The sequence below is a fragment of the Amycolatopsis iheyensis genome, assembly GCF_024703995.1.
In the GTDB taxonomy this organism is placed as follows: Bacteria; Actinomycetota; Actinomycetes; order Mycobacteriales; family Pseudonocardiaceae; genus Amycolatopsis; species Amycolatopsis iheyensis.
In genome coordinates, this window is record NZ_JAMXQV010000006.1 from 128832 (window position 1) to 147333 (window position 18502).

The 18502-nt window shown below is 73.1% G+C and carries 21 protein-coding genes; 11 read left to right on the forward strand and 10 right to left on the reverse strand.

Annotated features, from left to right (window positions below; all coding sequences use genetic code 11):
- Positions 1-309: 309 nt before the first annotated feature.
- Complete coding sequence (locus M8542_RS13025) at positions 310-795, reverse strand: L,D-transpeptidase (protein ID WP_257920370.1); 486 nt, start codon at positions 793-795, stop codon at positions 310-312.
- Between the two features lie 154 nt (positions 796-949).
- On the opposite strand from M8542_RS13025, the gene M8542_RS13030 reads away from it, so the two are divergent.
- From M8542_RS13030 to M8542_RS13045, 4 genes are read left to right on the forward strand one after another with little or no spacing between them, the layout of a single operon-like run.
- Positions 950-1669 carry a transglycosylase SLT domain-containing protein gene (locus M8542_RS13030; RefSeq protein WP_257920371.1) on the forward strand — a complete coding sequence of 240 codons (720 nt, stop codon included), beginning with the start codon at positions 950-952 and terminating at the stop codon, positions 1667-1669.
- A 1-nt stretch (position 1670) separates the two neighbouring features.
- Positions 1671-2714, forward strand: a complete 1044-nt coding sequence (locus tag M8542_RS13035) for a CHAP domain-containing protein (protein ID WP_257920372.1) — start codon at positions 1671-1673, stop codon at positions 2712-2714.
- Positions 2711-2965, forward strand: coding sequence for a YbaB/EbfC family DNA-binding protein (locus tag M8542_RS13040; RefSeq protein ID WP_257920373.1), 255 nt, complete (start codon positions 2711-2713; stop codon positions 2963-2965). Before M8542_RS13035 ends, M8542_RS13040 begins: the two co-directional genes overlap by 4 nt.
- The gene (locus tag M8542_RS13045; protein ID WP_257920374.1) at positions 2962-3357 is read left to right on the forward strand and encodes a hypothetical protein; all 396 of its coding nucleotides are present in this window, start codon (positions 2962-2964) and stop codon (positions 3355-3357) included. Before M8542_RS13040 ends, M8542_RS13045 begins: the two co-directional genes overlap by 4 nt.
- A 10-nt stretch (positions 3358-3367) precedes the next feature.
- Here M8542_RS13045 and M8542_RS13050 read toward each other — a convergent pair whose 3' ends face one another.
- Complete coding sequence (locus M8542_RS13050) at positions 3368-4141, reverse strand: ESX secretion-associated protein EspG (RefSeq protein WP_257920375.1); 774 nt, start codon at positions 4139-4141, stop codon at positions 3368-3370.
- A gap of 48 nt (positions 4142-4189) precedes the next feature.
- Here M8542_RS13050 and M8542_RS13055 point away from each other — a divergent pair, with 48 nt between their 5' ends.
- On the forward strand, positions 4190-4975 hold the full coding sequence (locus tag M8542_RS13055; protein ID WP_257920376.1) for a helix-turn-helix transcriptional regulator: 786 nt from the start codon (positions 4190-4192) through the stop codon (positions 4973-4975).
- Here the strand turns inward: M8542_RS13055 and M8542_RS13060 are convergent.
- The 5 genes from M8542_RS13060 to M8542_RS13080 are packed head-to-tail and all read right to left on the reverse strand — an operon-like array spanning position 4887 to position 8066.
- Positions 4887-5483 (reverse strand): hypothetical protein, encoded by a 597-nt coding sequence (locus M8542_RS13060; protein ID WP_257920377.1) that lies wholly within the window; start codon positions 5481-5483, stop codon positions 4887-4889. The genes M8542_RS13055 and M8542_RS13060 overlap by 89 nt on opposite strands.
- Positions 5480-6172, reverse strand: a complete 693-nt coding sequence (locus M8542_RS13065; RefSeq protein ID WP_257920378.1) for a hypothetical protein — start codon at positions 6170-6172, stop codon at positions 5480-5482. The genes M8542_RS13060 and M8542_RS13065 overlap by 4 nt, the downstream gene beginning before the upstream one ends.
- Positions 6165-6446, reverse strand: a complete 282-nt coding sequence (locus M8542_RS13070) for a hypothetical protein (protein WP_257920379.1) — start codon at positions 6444-6446, stop codon at positions 6165-6167. Before M8542_RS13070 ends, M8542_RS13065 begins: the two co-directional genes overlap by 8 nt.
- Positions 6443-7597: a PPE domain-containing protein gene (locus M8542_RS13075; protein ID WP_257920380.1), complete on the reverse strand. Its 1155-nt coding sequence runs from the start codon at positions 7595-7597 to the stop codon at positions 6443-6445. The genes M8542_RS13070 and M8542_RS13075 overlap by 4 nt, the downstream gene beginning before the upstream one ends.
- Entirely contained in the window at positions 7590-8066 is a 477-nt protein-coding gene (locus tag M8542_RS13080) for a hypothetical protein (RefSeq protein WP_257920381.1), read from the reverse strand. The genes M8542_RS13075 and M8542_RS13080 overlap by 8 nt, the downstream gene beginning before the upstream one ends.
- A gap of 125 nt (positions 8067-8191) precedes the next feature.
- On the opposite strand from M8542_RS13080, the gene M8542_RS13085 reads away from it, so the two are divergent.
- The gene (locus M8542_RS13085; protein WP_257920382.1) at positions 8192-8737 is read left to right on the forward strand and encodes a copper resistance CopC family protein; all 546 of its coding nucleotides are present in this window, start codon (positions 8192-8194) and stop codon (positions 8735-8737) included.
- Positions 8738-8896: 159 nt separating this feature from the next.
- Here the strand turns inward: M8542_RS13085 and M8542_RS13090 are convergent, their stop codons facing one another.
- On the reverse strand, positions 8897-10267 hold the full coding sequence (locus M8542_RS13090; protein WP_257920383.1) for an APC family permease: 1371 nt from the start codon (positions 10265-10267) through the stop codon (positions 8897-8899).
- Between the two features lie 182 nt (positions 10268-10449).
- Here M8542_RS13090 and M8542_RS13095 point away from each other — a divergent pair, with 182 nt between their 5' ends.
- The 5 genes from M8542_RS13095 to M8542_RS13115 all read left to right on the forward strand — a co-directional run bounded on the left by M8542_RS13095 (position 10450) and on the right by M8542_RS13115 (position 15051).
- Complete coding sequence (locus tag M8542_RS13095; protein ID WP_257920384.1) at positions 10450-10932, forward strand: Lrp/AsnC family transcriptional regulator; 483 nt, start codon at positions 10450-10452, stop codon at positions 10930-10932.
- 117 nt (positions 10933-11049) lie between these two features.
- Positions 11050-12420, forward strand: a complete 1371-nt coding sequence (locus M8542_RS13100) for an aspartate aminotransferase family protein (RefSeq protein ID WP_257920385.1) — start codon at positions 11050-11052, stop codon at positions 12418-12420.
- A 367-nt stretch (positions 12421-12787) separates the two neighbouring features.
- Complete coding sequence (locus M8542_RS13105) at positions 12788-13990, forward strand: cytochrome P450 (protein WP_257920386.1); 1203 nt, start codon at positions 12788-12790, stop codon at positions 13988-13990.
- 28 nt (positions 13991-14018) lie between these two features.
- Positions 14019-14408, forward strand: a complete 390-nt coding sequence (locus tag M8542_RS13110; protein ID WP_257920387.1) for a hypothetical protein — start codon at positions 14019-14021, stop codon at positions 14406-14408.
- A gap of 1 nt (position 14409) precedes the next feature.
- Positions 14410-15051 carry a response regulator transcription factor gene (locus M8542_RS13115; protein ID WP_257920388.1) on the forward strand — a complete coding sequence of 214 codons (642 nt, stop codon included), beginning with the start codon at positions 14410-14412 and terminating at the stop codon, positions 15049-15051.
- Positions 15052-15121: 70 nt separating this feature from the next.
- Here the strand turns inward: M8542_RS13115 and M8542_RS13120 are convergent, their stop codons facing one another.
- Positions 15122-16252: a S53 family peptidase gene (locus tag M8542_RS13120; RefSeq protein ID WP_257920389.1), complete on the reverse strand. Its 1131-nt coding sequence runs from the start codon at positions 16250-16252 to the stop codon at positions 15122-15124.
- A 14-nt stretch (positions 16253-16266) separates the two neighbouring features.
- The gene (locus M8542_RS13125; RefSeq protein WP_257920390.1) at positions 16267-18390 is read right to left on the reverse strand and encodes a hypothetical protein; all 2124 of its coding nucleotides are present in this window, start codon (positions 18388-18390) and stop codon (positions 16267-16269) included.
- Positions 18391-18502: the final 112 nt, after the last annotated feature.

Consider the following 18502-nt stretch of genomic DNA (forward strand, 5'->3'; position numbering starts at 1 on the left):
GGCAAATCACGACGCCGGCGCGGTCCCGGCGCCGGTTGTCGCGGCCCGGTCCCCGGACTCGTGCACCCGAGCCGTCAACCCGGCCGAAGTGAAGATCTCCCGCGCTGCCGAGGCTTGCCGGTCACTCGGTTCCGTGAACGAGAATTCCGCGCGCCCCCGGCGGACGACAGATGGGGCACGTTCGCCGGCAGGACGTCGAAGCGCCGTAGAGGTCGCCTTCGCCGACCCTCGGCGGTGGGGAAGTTGACCTGCGCGCACGCGAGGGCGGCACGCAGCCGCGAGACGACGGTGGCGGCGAACGCCTCGCGCCTACCTGACCTCGACCGCGTCACCCACGTTCAGGCCGTCGAAGAACGCCGCCGAATCCGCGTCGGTGAGGTGGACGCAGCCGTGCGAGGGCGCGTCCAGCGGGCCGGCGTGGAAGGCGATGCCGCCGGCGGCGAAGAACACCGAGTTGGGCATGTTCGTGCCGTACTCACTGCTGGTGTGCTCGCGGTCCTTCCACGCGACGCGGAACGAGCCGGCCGGCGTCATCTGGTCCGGTGGGCCGAAGCCGGCCGGGACCGGGCCGCGGACGACCCGGCCGTCGCGCAGCAGCCAGGCCAGGCGCTGCGCCAGGCTCACGCACGCGCCCGTGGTGACCGAGCACGGCGGCGCGGGTGGCGGCGGTGTCGTCGTGGTCGTCGGCGGGGTGGTCTTCACCAGCGGTGCCGGCTCCGCGATGGGGCTCGGCGTCGTCGCGCGCGGTGCCGCGCACGCCGCCGTGACCAGCGTCAACCCCAGCAGGGCTGCCACCCTGGCTCCACGCATCCGTGCCATCCCCTCGCCGAAGGCCTCCGGGGATCAGTACGGGTGAGCGGCCTCGAAGGTTGAGCCGGGCGTGCAGCCGGGTTGTCCCTGCGTGCAGCGCCACTACCGCGGCGGGTACCCGCCCGGTCAAGGTCGAACCATGAGCAAGCTGAGCGCCGAGCAGATCGCCCGGCACGCCTACGACGCCGGGTTCCGCGGCCAGGGCCTGACCACCGCGGTCGCCGTCGCGCTGGCCGAGTCCGGCGGCCGGACGACCGCGCACAACGCCACCCCGCCGGACGACTCCTACGGGTTGTGGCAGATCAACATGCTGGGCGCGCTCGGCCCCGACCGGCGCCACCAGTACCACCTGAAGTCGAACGACCAGCTGTTCGACGCCGACACGAACGCCCGCGTCGCGAACAGCATCTCGAGCGACGGCCACGACTTCACGCCCTGGTCGACTTACACGAACGGGGCGTACAAGGACCACCTGACGGCCGCGCGCAAGGCCGCCCAGGACGTCACGAAGCACCACGGGAAGCCTTCCCACGCCCAGTCGGTGTCCGGGCAGCCCCTGCGGGTGGACGACACCGTCCTGCACTCCTACGTGCAGCGGACCCGGCACGTCGCCGACGCGCTGGGCACCACGACCGGGCAGCTGCGCGACGTCCGGGAGATCGGCCACGAAAGCTTCGGCAAGATCGGCGAGGAGTCGGGGTTCGCCGACGCGCTCGCCGGTTTCGGGCTGGCGCTGCAGCGGCAGGTCAAGGGCGTCGGCGCGCACGCGGACGGGCTGGCCTCGGCCGCGCACGAGGCCGCCAAGACCTACCGCGACCACGAGACGGCGACGGTCGCGGCGTTGAACGGACTGGACTGACATGGACACCACCGCACTCGCGCATTCCTTCGCGAAGGACCTCGTCGCGCACCGCAACAAGCTCGCCGGCAAGGCCGAGGACGCCGTCCGCGCCGAGTTCGCCCTGCACCAGGTGGCCACCGCGCTGGACGGCCAGCACGACAGCTACCACAAGGAAGCCACCACGGTGCTCGGCCAGTGGCACGGTCACGGCGCCGACGGTTTCCGCCACACCAGCGCGAAGCTCACCAAGGAGCTGAAGGTGACCGGCGCGGCCGGCGCCGCGGCGGAGCAGATCGTCGCGCACGTGGCGTCCACTGTGGACGGCGGACACGCGGCCGTGCAGCGGCTGGTCGACGAGTACACCACGAAGGCGAAGCAGGTCCTCGACGCCGGCGTGGCCACCGGGACCCAAGGGGCGTTGCTGCGGGCCGTCGGGCACGTCGCGGACCTGGCGCCGCAGTACACGCGGCAGTCGGCTTCGACGCTGCGGCGCGTCGACGCCGAACTCAAGGCGGCGGCGAAGAAGCTGCACGAGCTGCGGAAGGACCTGACGCACGACGGCGTCATGGACAAAACCGCGCACACCAAGGCGACGCACCCGAGCAAGACACACCCGAGCAAGACGCAGCCGAGCAAGGACAAGGGCCGCGGCAAGGACGTCGTCCACGCGGCACGCACGCAGCTGGGTGTCCGCGAGAACCCGCCGGGCAGCAACCGGAACCCGTACGGGCCGACCGCGGCGTGGTGCTCGTCGTTCGCCACGGCGATGTGGCGCAAGGCCGGTGTGAAGATCCCGATCCTGCCCTTCAGCGGCGACGTCTACCACTGGGGCCAGGAGAACGGGCACGCCTACGGCAAGCACGCGCTGCACGAGGCGCGCCCGGGCGACGTGCTGATCTTCGGCAGCGGGCCGCAGAACACGTCGACGAGCACGCACATCGGCATCGTCGAGAAGGTCGACGGCGACCAGGTCACGATGATCGAGGGCAACTCCGGGGACGCCGTCCGCCGGAACACGCACACGCTCTCGGCGTCGACGTTCTACGGAGGGGTCCACCCGTGATCACCGGAAAAGCCGCCGACCGCACGGTCGCCGTCGAGGTCGCCCCGGGCGGGGCGCTGCAGGAGCTGACGCTGGAGGCGTCGGCGTTGCGGCTGGAGCCGGCCGAGCTGGCGCGCCGGATCCTGCTGCTGTCGGCGGCCGCGTCGGCGCGGGCCACGGCGTCGCTGTGGCACGACGTGGACGGTCTCGGCCTCCCCGAGGCGGGTGAGGCCGCGGAAGCGACCACACCGGACAGCTGGCGGGCCCAGTGACCGCCGAACGCACGGCCGTCGAGCTGGCCGACGACGCCTTCGCCGCGCCTGACCCCGGTTTTGGCGCCCAGCTGGCGGCGATCCGGGCGCCCGCGTCGGACGACGGCGTTTCGGTCGTCGTCGACCTGCACGGGGCGCTGGTGGACCTGCGGTTCGAGCGGTGGGCGCTGAACCGGCCCCCGCGCGAGCTGGCGGACCTGATCCGGCGGCTGGCTTCGGAGGCCGGCGCGGAAACGCTGCGGCAGGGGCGGGAGCTGCTGGGCGCCCTGCTGCCGTCGGAAGGCCCGAGGATCGGCGAGCGGCCCGTGAGCGTGACCGACGCCGGGCCGAAGATCCGGCCGCGACGGGACCCCGAGCCCGACGAGTTCACCCCAGCCACCTGGGCCACCTGACGGCGCGGAGTCAGCGGGCGGCGTCGACCATGCGCGCCAGGCGGTCGGCCAGCCAGGCGCCGTCGGCGGGCGTCACCATCACCCAGGGTTCGCCGCCCGCGTCCTCCGGGGTCACGGCGTAGCGGCCGGCCGCCGTGTCGAACCAGGCCAGGACCGGGGTGCGGCCCGCCGGGCCGGTCGCCGCGAGCTGGCCCGCCGCGTAGCGCTCCGCCGTGACCAGTGTCGCGAGCGGCCGGACCGCGCGGCCGGACACCCCGGCCGCGCTCAAGGCCCGCTCGAACGCGTCGTACCCGTTGCGCGCGTAGGCGTCCATCGCGGACGTGTACGCCGCGCGCGGGAGCCGGAGCTGGTCGCCCGGGCCCGCCGCGACGTCGCCGAGCATGCGGGCCACCGCGGGCACCAGCTCGGCCGGGCGCAGCGGCTCCAGCACGAGGTCGCGCTCGTCCAGGACGGCGAGCACCCCGGCGGTGTCCCGCACGGCCGCGAGCAGCCGCCAGGGTGCTTCGCCGAGCACCAGCGCGTCGACGCTCAGCGCCGGCGAACCCAGCAGCTCGACCAGGTCCGCCAGTCCCGGGTCGACGTCGTCGCCGTCGGTGAGACCGGCCTCGGTCAGCCCGGCGAAGACCCGGACACCCAGGTCGTCGCGCTCGGCGTGGGTGGCGCCGTGCGCCGGCACGTCGAACGGGTACGGCGGTGGCCCGCCCGGCCCCAGGTCCTCCCAGAGGAGATCGAATTCCAGATGCGACAGGATCACACCCGCCGCCGTCGCGGTGCGCCGCGCCATGGTCCCCCTTCCCGTGCGGCCCGGCCGCCGTCGGGCACGATGGTGCCGATGGCCGAGCCGCAGTCTGCTGACGTACCCGCGAGCGGGTACCTGGTCGTGCGTGCTTCGGGTGCGGCGGCGGCGCGCGCGGCGATCCTCGGGGGCGGTGGTGACCCCGAAGGCATCCAGCTGCTGCTGCGCTGCCCGGTGCCGCGGGCGGTCGCCGAGTCCGGCGCGCGGCTGACGTTCGCCGACGCGACGCTGCACCTGCTGCCCGCCGGCGTGGTGCTGCTGACCGTCGCCGCGGCGAAGCTGTCGATCTCCTTCGCCGAGCTGCGGCCGCTGATGTTCCGGCCGGTCGAAGTCGACGCGCCGCTGCGGTCGCTGTTCGCGAGCGCGGTCGCGCACGTCCTGTCGGCCGGGCCGCGCCTCGACCCGCACGGCCTGGCGCACCACCTGCTGGGCCTGGCCGAGCTGGTGCTGCGCAGCGCGCTGCGCGTCGAGCTCGACCGGGTCGACGCCTTGGCGTCGCGACGGCGCGAGGCGCTGGAGTACATGCGCGCGCACCTCGGTGAGCAGTCGCTCAGCGCGGACAAGATCGCCGAAGCGCTGTACATCTCGCGTCGGCGGCTGTACCAGCTGTTCGACGACGGACAGGGCGTTTCGGAGCGGCTGAAGGGGTTGCGCGTCGAGCGCGCCAAGGCGTTGCTCGCGGATCCGGCGAAAGCGGGCCGCGGGATCGCGGAGATCGCGCGGGACTGCGGGTTCACCAGCGCCCCGCACTTCTCGCGGACGTTCCGCCGCGCGACCGGCCGGACTCCGCGCGAGTTCCGGGAGCAGGCGCTGCGGGGGTGAGGTCGACGCCGGCGACGAGCGTCCCGGCCAGGCCGGCGACCTCCAGCCAGCCCCGGCCGCCGGGGGAGTGCAGCGTGAACACGGCCGCGCGCGGCCGGTCCGGGTCGAGCACGACGGCCTGCAGCTGCGCGCCGGACAGCCCGATCCGCTCGACGATCACCACCGGGTAGCCGCGGCCGGTCCGTGCGTGGCTGACCTCGCGGATGCCGGGCGTCGTGTCGGCGACGAAGTGCCCGAGGTCGGCGGCGTCCTCGATCGTGCCCTCGACCGGGACGACCCCGGCGATGAGCAGCGCCGGGTCGGCGTCGCGGTGTTCGACGAGGGCGAGCAGGCCGGCGCGGTGCTCGTGCGCGATTTCCGCGGACTGCACCGCGGCCGCCTCCAGGCCGAGGTCGCGGGCGGCGTCGGGGCCACGCAGGCGCGCCATCAGCGCGTGCAGCTCGGCGGTGGTGGCCTCGACGGAGGCCAGGGTGACCGGGGTGATCCCCGGGACGGCGGGCAGTTTCACCGGCCACCCAGCGCGGCGGCGAACGCGCCCACGGCACCCGGCGGCGGCGTCACGGGCGCGACGGGCGTTTTCGCGACGGTGGCGCCGAGGTCGCGCCCGGCGGCCGAGAACGTCTCGAGATGCGTTGTCACGTAACGGAAATCCGGCGCGCTGGGCAGCGGCCCGCCGTCGCCGAGCGCCCGGAGCCGGTCGGCGACGCGGTTTGCTTCGGTCGCGTGGGCGCGTGCCAGCTCGCGGGCTTCGGCGAGGACGCGCTCGAGGTCTTGGCGGCGTTGTTCGAGCCGCGCGCGGGCGGCGGCGAGCTGGGCTTCGGTGCCGGGGGAGAACTGCGCTTCGGTTTCGGCGCGTTCGACGGCGTCTTCGGCATCGGTGACGGCTCGCCGGGCGGCGGTGGCGCGGCGGTCGAGGTCTTCGGCCCGGCGGTGGTGGTCGTGGAGGGTGCTGGCCCAGCCGCCGAGGATCGCCGCGGCCGTGCGAAGGGTGTCGGGCAGATCGGCGAGCCCCGCGGCGGCCCGGGCCGCGCGGCCGGCGAGGGCCTGGGCGGACCGGCCCGCCCACTCCGGGATCTCGCCAGGGGCCGGGGTTTCGCCGAGCCGGGTGGCCGCGTCGGCGTACTGGCGTGCGGTTTCGGCGACGGCGCCGGGGTGGCCCGGCACCGGGTCGAAGCCGAGGCCGCGGAACTCAGCCATCGGCGCGGCCCAGGTCCTCGGCCGCGGCGGTGTCCGCGCCCCGGTAGACCTTCGCGGCCGCCCGGACGCTCGTCGCGGCCGCCGTGAAGTCCGTTTCCACCGCCCGTATCCTGCCGGACCACTCGGCCGTCAGCGCGGTGAGCGCACTCGACACCGACGGCGGGCCGAGGTCCCCCGCAGGCGCGAGGTCGACGGCGGCGTACTCCGCGGCCGCGTCCTCCAGCCGCAACGCGAGCGCGTCGAGCGCGGCCGGGTCGGCGTGGAACCCGCTCATTCGCCGAACACCGGCGGGTAGGCGGGCGGCAGGTCGTCGAGCAGGTCGTAGCCGTTCGCGTACTTGTCGCGGTGCTCGGTGTCCTCTTCGCGGCGCGCGCCCTGGCCGGGCGGGTACATCCCGTACCCGGCGCCCGAACCGCGGCCCGCGGACGCGCCCGGCCCGAAGCCCGCCGCGCTCGTCCCGAACCGGCCGGTGCCGGCCCGGCCACCTTCGCCGAGCGTCCCCGACCCCGACGCCGCGGCGCCCGGAACTCCCGCGACGCCCCCGAAGCCGCCGCCCGGCCCGGACGAAGTGCCCGCGCCGATCACCCCGTCGAGCCCGCCCGGCAGGCCGGCCCCGGTGAACGTGGGAAGCAGCGCGGAGGCGGTCGACGTCGAGTCGTCCGGCCCCTGGCCCGGCTCGTTCCCGACCGGCGGCTCCGGGTCGTGCGGAACCACCGGCGTGACCGGCGGACGTGGCTCCCGCGGCACGACGACGTCGGAGTTCGGCGCGCTGACCTGCGGCGCCGCGTCGAACGCCGGGGGCAGCCGGTGCCGGACGTCGTGGCTCGCGCTCTCGTACTGCTCCATCACGCGGACCGCTGCCGCCTTCGCCTGGTCCGCCTGCTTCTTGGTCGGCAGCTTGTCGTCGAGCAGCTCGTCCAGCATGTACGTGCCTTCGGGGCCGTCGAGCCGCTTGACGGCGTACCCCTCCTGGAACCACCGCTCGGCCCAGTAGTGCACCGGCTCCGGCATCCGCTTCTGGGCCTCGTCGATCGCCGAGGTGTAGGTGTGCAGGCCGTCGCCGATGTGCCACGCGTTCTCGCCCGCGGTGCTCGCCCAGCCGGTCAGCCGCTGCACCGAATCCGCCGCCTGCGCCGCCGACGGCCCGCGCCACGACAGCAGCAGCTTCTGCACCAGCGCGTGCACGTCCCCGGTGGCGGTGTCGACGCCCTGGGCCAGCTCACCCCACTGGTGCGCCTGCGCGCCGAGCTTCCGCGTCTCGGCCGAGTGGATCATGTCCCACAGCTCGCGGTGGTCGTAGCTGTCCCAGTGGATCCGGCCGAACGCGGCCTCGCGGCTGTTGGCCGCCTTCTCCCGGCGGACGCGCTTGGCCTTGGCCCGCTCCCGCGCGGTCGGCCGGTGGTGCGTCGAATGGAACTCAGGCATCCGGCTCACCCGCCCGCAGGGCCGCCGCGGCCTCCTCGTCGTTGCTGCGGTGCGACGCGGCGACGGTGTCGAGCGCCTGGCGCAGCGAAGCCAGTTCGGCGAGGTACGACCGCAGCGCCGACTGCACACCGCCGGCCTCCGCGCCCCCGCGCAGGCCGAACGAGCGGCGCATCCAGTGCGAAACCGGTCCCTTGCCGTCGGCCAGCGGCGTGCCGAGGTCGCCGGCGCTTTCGAGGTAACCCGCCAGCTCCTGCTGGCGCTCGTCGAGCGCCTTCTTGGCGGCGTCGATTTCGGCGTAGTCCAGCGCGATCACGTCGGAGCCGTCGGCGACGAGCGCCGCCGCGCCGGTGCCGCCCGGTCGCCCGACTTCCGAGGTGTTCTCCTTCGGTCCGTGCTGTTCCTGCTGCTCGCGCCGGTGCTCCACCCGCAGCTGCCGCCGTGCGTCGGCTTCGTCGCGCACTGTCGCCATTGAGGTCCTTCCCTCGCCACCCAGGCGTCCATCCTGGCCAATGCGCGCCGCGATGAGAAGGGAGACCCACCCGGCTGCACGGGTGGACACGAAGACTGCACGGGCGGATAGGGCAGGATGTCCGAATGATCCTCCGCCGCGCTTCCGGAGCCGTGCTCGCCGCCCTCACCGGGCTCCTCGTGCTCGCCGGGCCCGCCTCGGCCCACACCGAGCTCGAGTCCAGCTCACCCGCCGAAGGGGCGTCCGTCGCGACGGCCCCGACGCAGATCCGGCTGACCTTCGGCGAGCCCGTGAAGCTGCCGCCGGAGCCGGTCGAGGTCACCGGCCGCGACGGCAGCACCTGGAAGGCCGGCCCCGCGACGGTGGACGGCACGGTCGTGACCGTGCCGGTGACCCCGGCCGGCCCGGCGCAGGACTACACGGTGTCCTGGAAGGTGGTCGCGAAGGACGGTGACAACGTCGCCGGCACCGTCCACTTCACCCTCACGGCCGCGGTGGCCGCGGCCGCGCCGGAGACGTCCGCGGTGGCGCAGACCACCGCCCCCAGCACCCCGGCGCCCGCCGGCGTCGACGCGGTGGGCATTCCCACCTGGATCTGGGTCCTGGTCGCGGTCGCCGGCCTGCTCGCGGTGATCGTCGTCGGCATCCGTCAGCTCCGGGGACGGCGCTAGGCGGTGTCCTGTGAGTCTGCTCGATGGGCTTCGTGATCCAGGTGGTTCCTGGCGGTGCGGGCGGAGCACCCTCGTACTGGGCCGTACTCGGGTGATCCGCCCGTGCCGCCAGGGGCCGCCTGGGCGCGAAGACCGCGAGCTTGACTTGCAGGACACCGCCTAGTCCTGCGGGACAGTGACGACCCACCGTTCGGGGCGGCGCCGCAGGTAACCCCACCAGTACAGCGCCGACACCACCAGCACCCCGGCCGTGATGCCGAGGTCGAGCGCGCTCTGCTCGACCAGGACGTAGGCCAGCGCCGCGACGGCGAGCACCGGCACGACCGGCCACGCCGGCATCCGCCACACGTGCGGTTTCCGGTGCGCGGCCCGGCGCGCCCGCAGCGCCGCGGCCGCGACGCTGAGGTACAGCGCGACGACGGCGACCCCGGTGACGCCGCTGAGCGTGTCCACCGGCACGAAGCAGAGAACGGCTTCGGACAGCCCGACCACCAGCGTCGCCACCCACGGCGCGCCGAACCGGGCGCTGACCACGCTCATCGCGCGGTTCACCGGCGCCGGCCACGCCTGGTCGCGGGCGGAGGCGTAGAGCACCCGCGAGTTCTGGATGACCATGACGATCACCGCGTTCACGATCGCCGCGGCGATGCACAAGCTGATCGCGGCGCCGAGCGCGGAGCTGCTCCAGCCGGTGACCAGCGCGGTGAGGTCGACGCCGGCGAGCGCGGCGGCGTCCGGCACCGCGAGGGTGATCGCGACGACCGGCACCAGGATGACCAGCGCGCTGATCCCGAGCGTCCAGAACACCGTCCTGGCCACGGTTTTGCGGGGTTCGCGCATTTCCTCGGCGAGGTAGACGGCCGTGCTGAAGCCCTGCACCACGAACAACGCGACGGCGAGCCCGGCCACGACGGCGATCAGCCCGATCGAGCTCGTGCCGAGGCTCGGCTTCAGCAGCACGGCCGGGCTCTGCGTCGTGTGCGTGAAGCCGAGCAGTGACACGACGAAGATCGCGACGATCTCGATGACCAGGAAGATCCCGGTGATCCAGGCGTTGGACCGCAGGTTGAGCAGGCCCATCACGGTGGAGGCCAGCATCACCAGCGCCCCGGCGACCGATGGGCTGATGTCGACGACGGCGGCCAGGTAGTCGGCGACGCCGATCGCGATGATCGGCGGCACGACGAGGATGACGATGAACGACAGCATGAACGTCAGCCAGCCGGCGAACCGGTTCGCCACCGTCGTCACCATGGCGTACTCGCCGCCGGCGCTGGGCACGAGCGTGCCGAGTTCGGAGTAGCAGAAGGCGATCCCGACGCAGAGCAGCACCGCGAGCGCGATGGCGAGCGCGGTGCCGGTGCCGAGGTCGGCGAACAGCGGGGGCACGAGGACGAACAGCGACGACGCCGGCGTCACGCAGCTGAGCGTGAGCAGCGTGCCGCCGCCGACGCCGATGGAGCGCGTGAGGGTGCGTGTCGTCGCCGGAGCGGCGGCAGGGGTGACGGGCGGGGCGGGAGTGCGGGACACGGGCGTTCCCTCCGGCCGGGGGCAAGGTGCGACGGATGGAACAGCACCGATTCGGTGTTGTCAACGCGCTGAAGACGACTAAATCCGTCGTTTGTGTTGGCCAGCGTCTTCGTATTTAGTGACATTCCGTGACGTCTGCGCCGGGTTTGCCCTGTGTCGCCCGCGTCCGGGATGATCCGGGAGTGAGCAGCCAGGACACCCCCAGCCGGCCCGCGCCGCCGGTGCTCGACGACATCTCGCGGCAGATCATCGCGCAGCTGCAGGAGGACGGCCGGCGCGCGTACGCGACGATCGGCAAGGCGGTCGGCCTGTCGGAGGCCGCGGTCCGGCAGCGGGTCCAGCGGCTGTCGGACTCCGGCGTCATCCAGATCGTCGCCGTCTCGGATCCGTTGCAGGTCGGGCTGTTCCGGCAGGCGATGATCGCGATCACCGTCGAGGGGCCGCTCGAGCCGGTCGGCGACGCACTGGCCGAAATGGACGAAATCGCGTACGTGATCCTCTGCGCCGGGCGCTACGACCTGCTGTGCGAGGCGGTCTGCGCGGACGACGAGGCGCTGCTGGAGCTGATCTCGACGCGGATCCGCGCACTGCCCGGCGTCCGGCACGCCGAGGCGATGGTCTACCTCAAGCTGCGGAAGCAGACCTACCAGTGGGGGACTCGCTGAGGGTGACGACTAAATCCGAAGCTGTCGCCGCTAGGTTGACCATGGATTAGTCGTCCAAGTTCGGCTGTACGACTGAATCGCTTGCCTTGTGTGGTCGAGGCGTGCGATAACCGAGGCATGACCAACACCGCCGCCGGCCTCGCGCAGTCCGCTCGCAGCAACCTCTGGATGCACTTCACCCGCCACTCCGCCTACGACGAGACCGACGTGCCGGTGATCGTCCGCGGCGAAGGCCCCTACATCTGGGACGCCCGCGGAAAGCGCTACCTGGACGGGCTCGCCGGCCTGTTCGCGGTCCAGGTCGGTCACGGCCGCGAGGAGCTCGCCGAGGCCGCGGCGCGGCAGACGAAGCAGCTCGCGTACTTCCCGCTGTGGGGGCACGCGCACCCGACGGCGATCGAGCTGGCGTCGCGGCTCGCGGCCGCGTCGCCGGGCGACCTGAACCGGGTGTTCTTCACCGTCAGCGGCGGCGAGTCCGTCGAAACGGCGTGGAAACTGGCCAAGCAGTACTTCAAGCTCGTCGGGAAACCGACGAAGCACAAGGTGATCAGCCGCGCGCTGGCCTACCACGGCACGTCGCAGGGCGCGCTGTCGATCACCGGCATTCCCGGCGCGAAGGCGGACTTCGAGCCGCTGGTGCCGAGCACGCTGCGCGTCCCGAACACGAACTTCTACCGCGCGCCCGAGCACGCCGACGACTACGAGGCCTACGGGCGCTGGGCCGCCGACCAGATCGAGCAGGCCATCGAGTTCGAGGGCGCGGACACGGTCGCGGCGGTGTTCCTCGAGCCGGTGCAGAACACGGGCGGCTGCTTCGTGCCGCCGCCGGGGTACTTCGCTCGGGTGCGGGAGATTTGCGACCGTCACGACGTACTGCTGGTGTCGGACGAGGTGATCTGCGCGTTCGGCCGGGTCGGCCACGACTTCGCGGCCAAGCGGTACGGCTACCAGCCGGACATCATCACGACGGCGAAGGGGCTGACGTCCGGGTACGCGCCACTGGGCGCGGTGCTGGCTTCGGAGCGGCTGATGGAGCCGTTCACGCGTGGCGCCACGACGTTCATGCACGGGTCGACCTACGGCGGGCACCCGGTTTCGTGCGCGGTCGCGCTGGCGAACCTGGACCTGATGGAGCGTGAAGGCCTCTACGACCACGTGCTGTCCCGAGAGGACGCGTTCCGGTCCACTTTGGACAAGCTGACGGACCTCCCGATCGTCGGGGACGTCCGCGGGGCCGGGTTCTTCTACGGGATCGAGCTGGTGAAGGACAAGGTGACCAAGGAGACCTTCAGCGCAGCCGAATCGGAGCGGGTGCTGCGGGGCTTCCTGTCGGACGCGCTGTTCGAGGCGGGGCTGTACTGCCGGGCCGACGACCGCGCCGAGCCGGTGGTGCAGCTGTCACCGCCGTTGATCTGCGACCAGCGCGAGTTCGACGAGATGGAGCAGATCCTCCGCGACACGCTGACCCAGGCATGGAAGATGCTGTAGCGCGGCCCTCGGCCCCCCGAAATCCAGCTTAGCGGAGGGGACCGACAGTTCCGGTTCGTTCGTGGCCGGCTCTCAAGCGCCCCAATGTGGCCTTCGGTGCGTCAGACGCACCGAAGGCCACATTGGGTGCGTCAGACGCAACCAAGGCCACATTGGGGCGCATGGGGCCGGGAACCACGGATGCCGGACAGTTCGGGTGTCGCCGCGGTGGATCGGGTTGGTGTTGTGGCCCGAAAGGGCGGGGAACTTCCCGTTCCCCGCCGCCGCCCGGGTTTCTGAGTACCGTTGAGCGCAGGGGGACCGGGGGGAGCGGCCGGTGACCGGCCCGCCGTGTCGTGCCGACCGGTCGCGTCCGGGAGGAGACCCGATGATCACGGACACTCCGCGCCTGCCGTTCGAGCGGCCGAACGTCCTCGAGATCGCTCCGCTGTTCGACGTGCTGCGCCGGCAAGGGCCGGTCGTTCCGGTGACCACCCCGGCCGGGGATCCGGCTTGGCTCGTCACCGGGTTCGACGAAGTCCGCGCCGTCTTCACCGATCCGCGGTTCGGGCGCTCGCACCCCGCGCCCGAGGAAGCCTCGACGCTCTCGGACGCCGCCGTGCTGAGCCGGCCGCAGGGGGACCACGAAACCGAGCACCTCGAGCACGCCCGGATGCGGAAGATGCTCGTGCCCGCCTTCTCCGCCAACCGGATCCGGCGGCTCGCCGGGCACGTCCAGGAGCTGGCCGACGGCTGCTACGCCGAGATGGAACACGCGCGGCGCGCCGGAGAGCCCGTCGACCTGCACGAGCTGCTCTCGTTCCCGCTGCCCGTGCTCGTCATCTGCGAGCTACTGGGCGTGCCCTACGAAGACCGCGACACCTTCCGCGTGCTGTCCGAGCGGATGGGCCGGATGGACATCGGCAGCGGCGCCGACGCCGCGCTCGACGAGTTCGCCGCGTACATGGGCCGGCTCGCCGCGGCCAAGCGGCGGGCGCCCGGCCAGGACGTCGTGTCGGACCTGGTGCGGGCGCAGGCCGACGACCCGGCCTTCACCGACGACGACCTCGCGCGCCTGGCCGCCGGCCTGCTGTTCGCCGGGCACGAGACCACCTCCAACCGGATCGACCTCGGCGTCCTCTACCTGCTCACCGACCTCGCCCGGCGCGACGCGCTGGTGGCCGACCCCGAGGGGCGGACCCACGGTGTCGTCGAGGAGATCCTGCGGCTGTCCGCGCCGGGTGGGCTCGGGATCCTGCGGTACGCCCACGACGACGTCGAGCTGGGCGGGGTGAGCGTCGCTCGCGGGGACGCCGTCGTGCTGTCGCTGGCCGCCGCGAACCGGGACTCCGCCGTGTTCCCGCACGCCGGGGAGTTCGACCCCGACCGCAAGCCGAACTCACACTTGTCGTTCGCCTTCGGCGGCTGGTTCTGCATCGGCGCGAGCCTCGCCCGCACCGAGCTGCGCGTCGTGTTCGGCTCGCTGTTCCGGCGGTTCCCGGGGCTGCGGCTGGCCGTCGGCGTCGATGAACTGGAGGTCCGGACGAACCGTGTCACCGGGGGAGTGGACCGCGTGCCCGTCCTCTGGTAGACGTGAGCGGCCGCGACGGGAGGAAAACGTGACCCTGTGGGACAGGCTCGGGATGGACGACAAGCTCGTCAAGGTGCTCAAGGAAATCCCGCCCGGGCCCGACGCGCCGGAGTTCGGCCCGGCCTACGTGACGATCCACCAGCTCGCCGTCGAGCTGGACCAGCGGTTCCCCGAGGTGCGCAAGCAGCTGGACGTGCCGCTGGGCGGCGGGGCGACCCGGCACGCCGGCCTGGTCGAGCTGCTGGGCAAGGAGCTGGTCGACAAGATCAAGCGCTACGGCGACGTCTACCCGATCGAAGCGGCGCAGCTGTCGTCCGTCCGGTTCCGCGAGCTGCGGCTCAAGGGCCCCGGCGGGCGTGACCTGGTGGGCGCCTCCCGCACCGACCTGCCGTTGATCCGCCTGCGGCCCAAGGACTGACGTGGAGCTCGCCCTGCCGGTCCGCGTTCTGGTGGCCGAACGCGACCCGGCTGTCCGGACGCGCCTGGCGGACCTGCTCGGTGAGGCGGACGGCATCGAGGTGGTCGGCTCGGCCGGCGACGCCGCGGCGGCCCGCACCACCCTCCGCCGCCGGCTGCCGGACGTCGTGCTGCTGGACCCGCGCCTGGCCCCGCTGGGCCCGGTCTTCCGCCGGCCGGCGGTGCTCGTGCTGGCGACGTTCGATTCGGAGGCCGGGATCCTCCGCGCCCTGCGTGACGGGGCGGCGGGGTTCGTGCTGCGCTCGGCCCGCCGCAACGAGCTGATCAAGGTGGTCCGCCTGGCCGCCGACGGGCACGTGGTCCTCTCCCCGGACGCCTCCCGCCGCCTGGTCTCGGCGGCGACGGTGCTCTCCGGCCCCCGCGACGAGCGGCTGGCCCGGGTCGACCGGCTCTCGACCCGGGAGCGCGAGGTGCTGGTGCTCGTCGGCCAGGCGTTGACCAACGCGGAAATCGCGGCGCGGCTGGAGCTGGCGGAGCCGGTGGTCCGGACCTTGGTGGCGCAGGTGGTCCGCAAGCTGGAGTGCACGCACCGGACCGACGCCGGGCTGCTGGCCTACGAGCGAGGCCTGTGCCGGCCAGGCTGAGCGCCGGAACGTGGTGGATGACTCAGTCCTGTCGCCCGGCGACGGGACTGAGCCATCCACCACAGGACCCTCAGAAGCCGGTCAGGCCGAGAGGCGTGCCCACCCCGGTCGGGGCGTCATAGCCGGCCCCGGCAACACACAAGTAGTCACCCCCGCACTTCTTGCCCGCTCCCGCCGCGTCGTTGGTGCCCGTCGTGACATCGGTGAACGCACTCGCGTACAAACCCGCCGGCTGCGTCGTGCCGGCGTGGCCCGACCGGCCGACCAGCCCCGCGACGAATGGCGCCGACGCGCTCGTGCCGTTCGCCGGGAGCCAGCCGCCCGCGTCCGCGTAGTGGATCGCGATGTTCTCGGCCGCCGACGCGATGTCGGCCACCGTGCGCTTGCCGCAGTGGGTGTCGTGCTGCCAGGCCGGCTTCGCGATGTAGGCCGAGCAGCCGCTGCCGCCGTACTGCCACGCCGACTCCGTCCAGCCCCGGGCCGACGCCGGGTCCCGGGCCAGTGTCGTCCCGCCCACCGCGATCGTGGACGCCAGCACCGCCGGGTAGTTCGCCGCCGTGAAGCCCGCGTCGCCCGACGAAGCCACCACTGTCACGCCCGCGTGCTGGTAGTGGCTCGCGTACGCCAGCGGCGCGCCGCCTTCCCGGGCGCCGTAGCTGTTCGACACCACCTTGGCGCCCAGCCGGACCGCCGTGTCCTCCGTCTCCGCCAGGTCGGCGAATCCGGGTGTGTTGCCCTCGACCACCACGATCGAGCACGACGGACACGCCGCCGACACCATCGAGACGTCCAAAGTGGACTCCATCGCCCAGCCGAAGCTCGCGGCGGGCAGCGGACCGGCGAGACCCTGCTGGTTCACCTTCGTGAAACAGCCGTTCGCGGTGGTGCACGGCGGCAGGCCGTACTGCGTCCGGTACGCCGCGAGGTCGGCTTCCAGGTTCGGGGCGTCGTAGGCGATCGAGATGCCGACGACGGTGCCGGGACCCGCGTCGGCGGGCAGCCGGTACGCCGACGCCAGGTCGTCGGCACCCCAGCCGTCCGGGCCGTCGGCCAACGCGCGCACCGGGGTGTACGTGGTGAGGCAGTGCGCCACGCCGGCCCGCTCGGGACACGCCGCGCGGGGACCGGGGTCCGCGGACGCGGCAGGCGCCAGCGCGACGACGAGGACGGCGCTCAGCACGCCGATGATCGATCTGTGCACAGTGGACCTTCCCCTCAGGACGGGTAGACGTGGTAGGCGGCGGTGATCGTCTCGGAGACGGTCGCCCCCGCGGCGTCGGCAGCCGTGACGCGCAGCGAGACGTCCCCACCGCGGAACGATTCGGGCACCGCGGTGAACTCCGCGTGGAAGACGCCGTCGCCGCGCGGGGTCACCGTCGCGTCGTGCCAGGTCGTGCCGTCGAGCGAGTACTGGGCCGTCGCGCCGGTGACGGGCGAGGCCGCGCTCTGCTGCAGGTGCCCGACCGTGAGGTCGAAGCCCTGCGGCCCGGCCACCGTGGACCCGTCCGGACGCAGCCCGCCGACGGCGTACCCGAGAGTCAGCATCGGCTCGGCCCCGCAGGACCGGTCTACCCCTTCGCGCTGGCGCACGCACACCAGCGCCGCCGGGAGCGTGCTGCCCTCGACGTGCTGCGACGGCCACGTCCACTCGGTGTGGGTCGCGGTGCTCTGGTGGTACATCGGCCCGGTGCGCCCGGCATCGACGGTCAGCCCCAGCGTCGACGGCCCGGGTGCCACCGCCTGCTCCAGCGTGAGCTCCGTGACCCCGGCCGGGCTCTCTTCGGCGATCGTGGTGCCGTCCTGGGTCAGCGTGTAGTGCCCGGTGATGGTGTCGCGGGCCTCACCGTAGAGACCGAAGCCGGTGTGCCCCGGCTCGTTGTCGCTGAACGGCGTGATCGACACCCGCAGCAGGTCACCGGCCCGCGTGGCGGCCGGCTGCATGGGCGCGGTGCCGTCGTCGAGCGGCAGCAGCGCCACGCCGCCGACCGGGTGGAGCGGGAACTTGTTCCAGTCCTCGGTGACCGCCGACCCGCCGCGGTAGACGTGGAAGGCCTCGTACTGCCCGCCGGCCCAGCCGGGGAACTGCGAGGACGGGAGGTACTTCGAGAACCCGCCGAACCACCGCAGGTCCGGCGCGGCCGAGACGTACTCCACCTGCCGGCGCGGCAGCTGGATCGGGTGCGACACGCGACCGCCGCTGTCCTCGAAGGAGAACATCCCGCTGCGCTGCCGCAACCCCAGCGACGCGTACTCGCTGAAGTACGTCGAGTCCACCGCGGCGACGTCGTTCGCCGTGATCACGTACCGCTGGCGGGGGATCGTGCCGGTGCTCGCCTTCTGCAGCACGTACTCGTACGGCGTGCCCGGCCCCGGCGGGGACACGAGCCGGCTGTACGGGTAGGTCTGCAGCGCGCCCGTCCGCACCGGGACGGCCGTCGGCGACACCGCGATCGGCACGCCGGGCCCGGCGTCGAAGTCGACGAGCAGCGCCGGGCCGGTCTTCGCCGCGCGGCGGAACAGGAACCCGGTGTCGTCGAGCAGCGCCGGCCGCGGGGTCACCCAGGTCAGCTTGCTCGACGCGCGGGACGCGTCGACGCGGACGGTCTTGTCCGCCTTGACCGCGAACTCGGGCTGCGCGCTGAAGCGCACCTCGGTCGGGTTGCCGTCGGCGTCGGCCGTCCAGAACAGGCCGAGCGCGCTGTAGTTCCCGTCCGGCGCGCTGAACTTCGCCGTGCCGCCGGCGAAGTAGTTCAGGCTTTCGTTGGGGTCCAGCAGGTTCCCGTCGTCGGTGTTGTACAGGAACGCGACGCCGGTGTCGGCCGGCCGGCCGGCGATGTCGGTGGCGTCGACCGACACGGTGCGCATCACCGAGCGGGGCTGCGCGGCCCGCCGCGCCGGTGTCCCCGAGAGCGCGAAAGTCTTCCCCCCGGCGAAGAGCCCCTGACCCCCGAAGCGGCCCTTCGCGTTGTCTTCCTTGAACTGCTTCGCCAGGGCGGCGCCGAACCTCGCCGGGTCGACCGGGGCGGCCGCGCCGGCCAGGAGCGCCTTGACGTCGAACAGGCCCAGGTCCAGCCCGCGCCCCAGGTAGGGGAGCGCGGTGGCGGGTACCTCGTAGTCGCGGTCGCCGAGGCGCAGGTGCACCAGCGCCCGCGCCATGCCCTTCTCCGCGGCCGGCCGGACGTCGTAGAGGAACCGGCCGTCGGCCGTGGTCCGGACGGCGATCCGTTCGCCCGTGGGCAGCGTGACGCCCTCTGGCGCGGCCGCGGCGGCCGCGGCCGGGGGAGTCAGCACCGCGGCTCCCGCGAGCAGCACCGCGAACACCGAAAGTCTTCTTCGCACTGGCACCTCCGTGTGGTGGTTGATCACCACTACCGACGGGCCAGGCGCCGGAGTCGTTGAGCCCGGCGCGCGATCTTTGGGTAATTACCCTGATCGGCTCAACAACGGACAG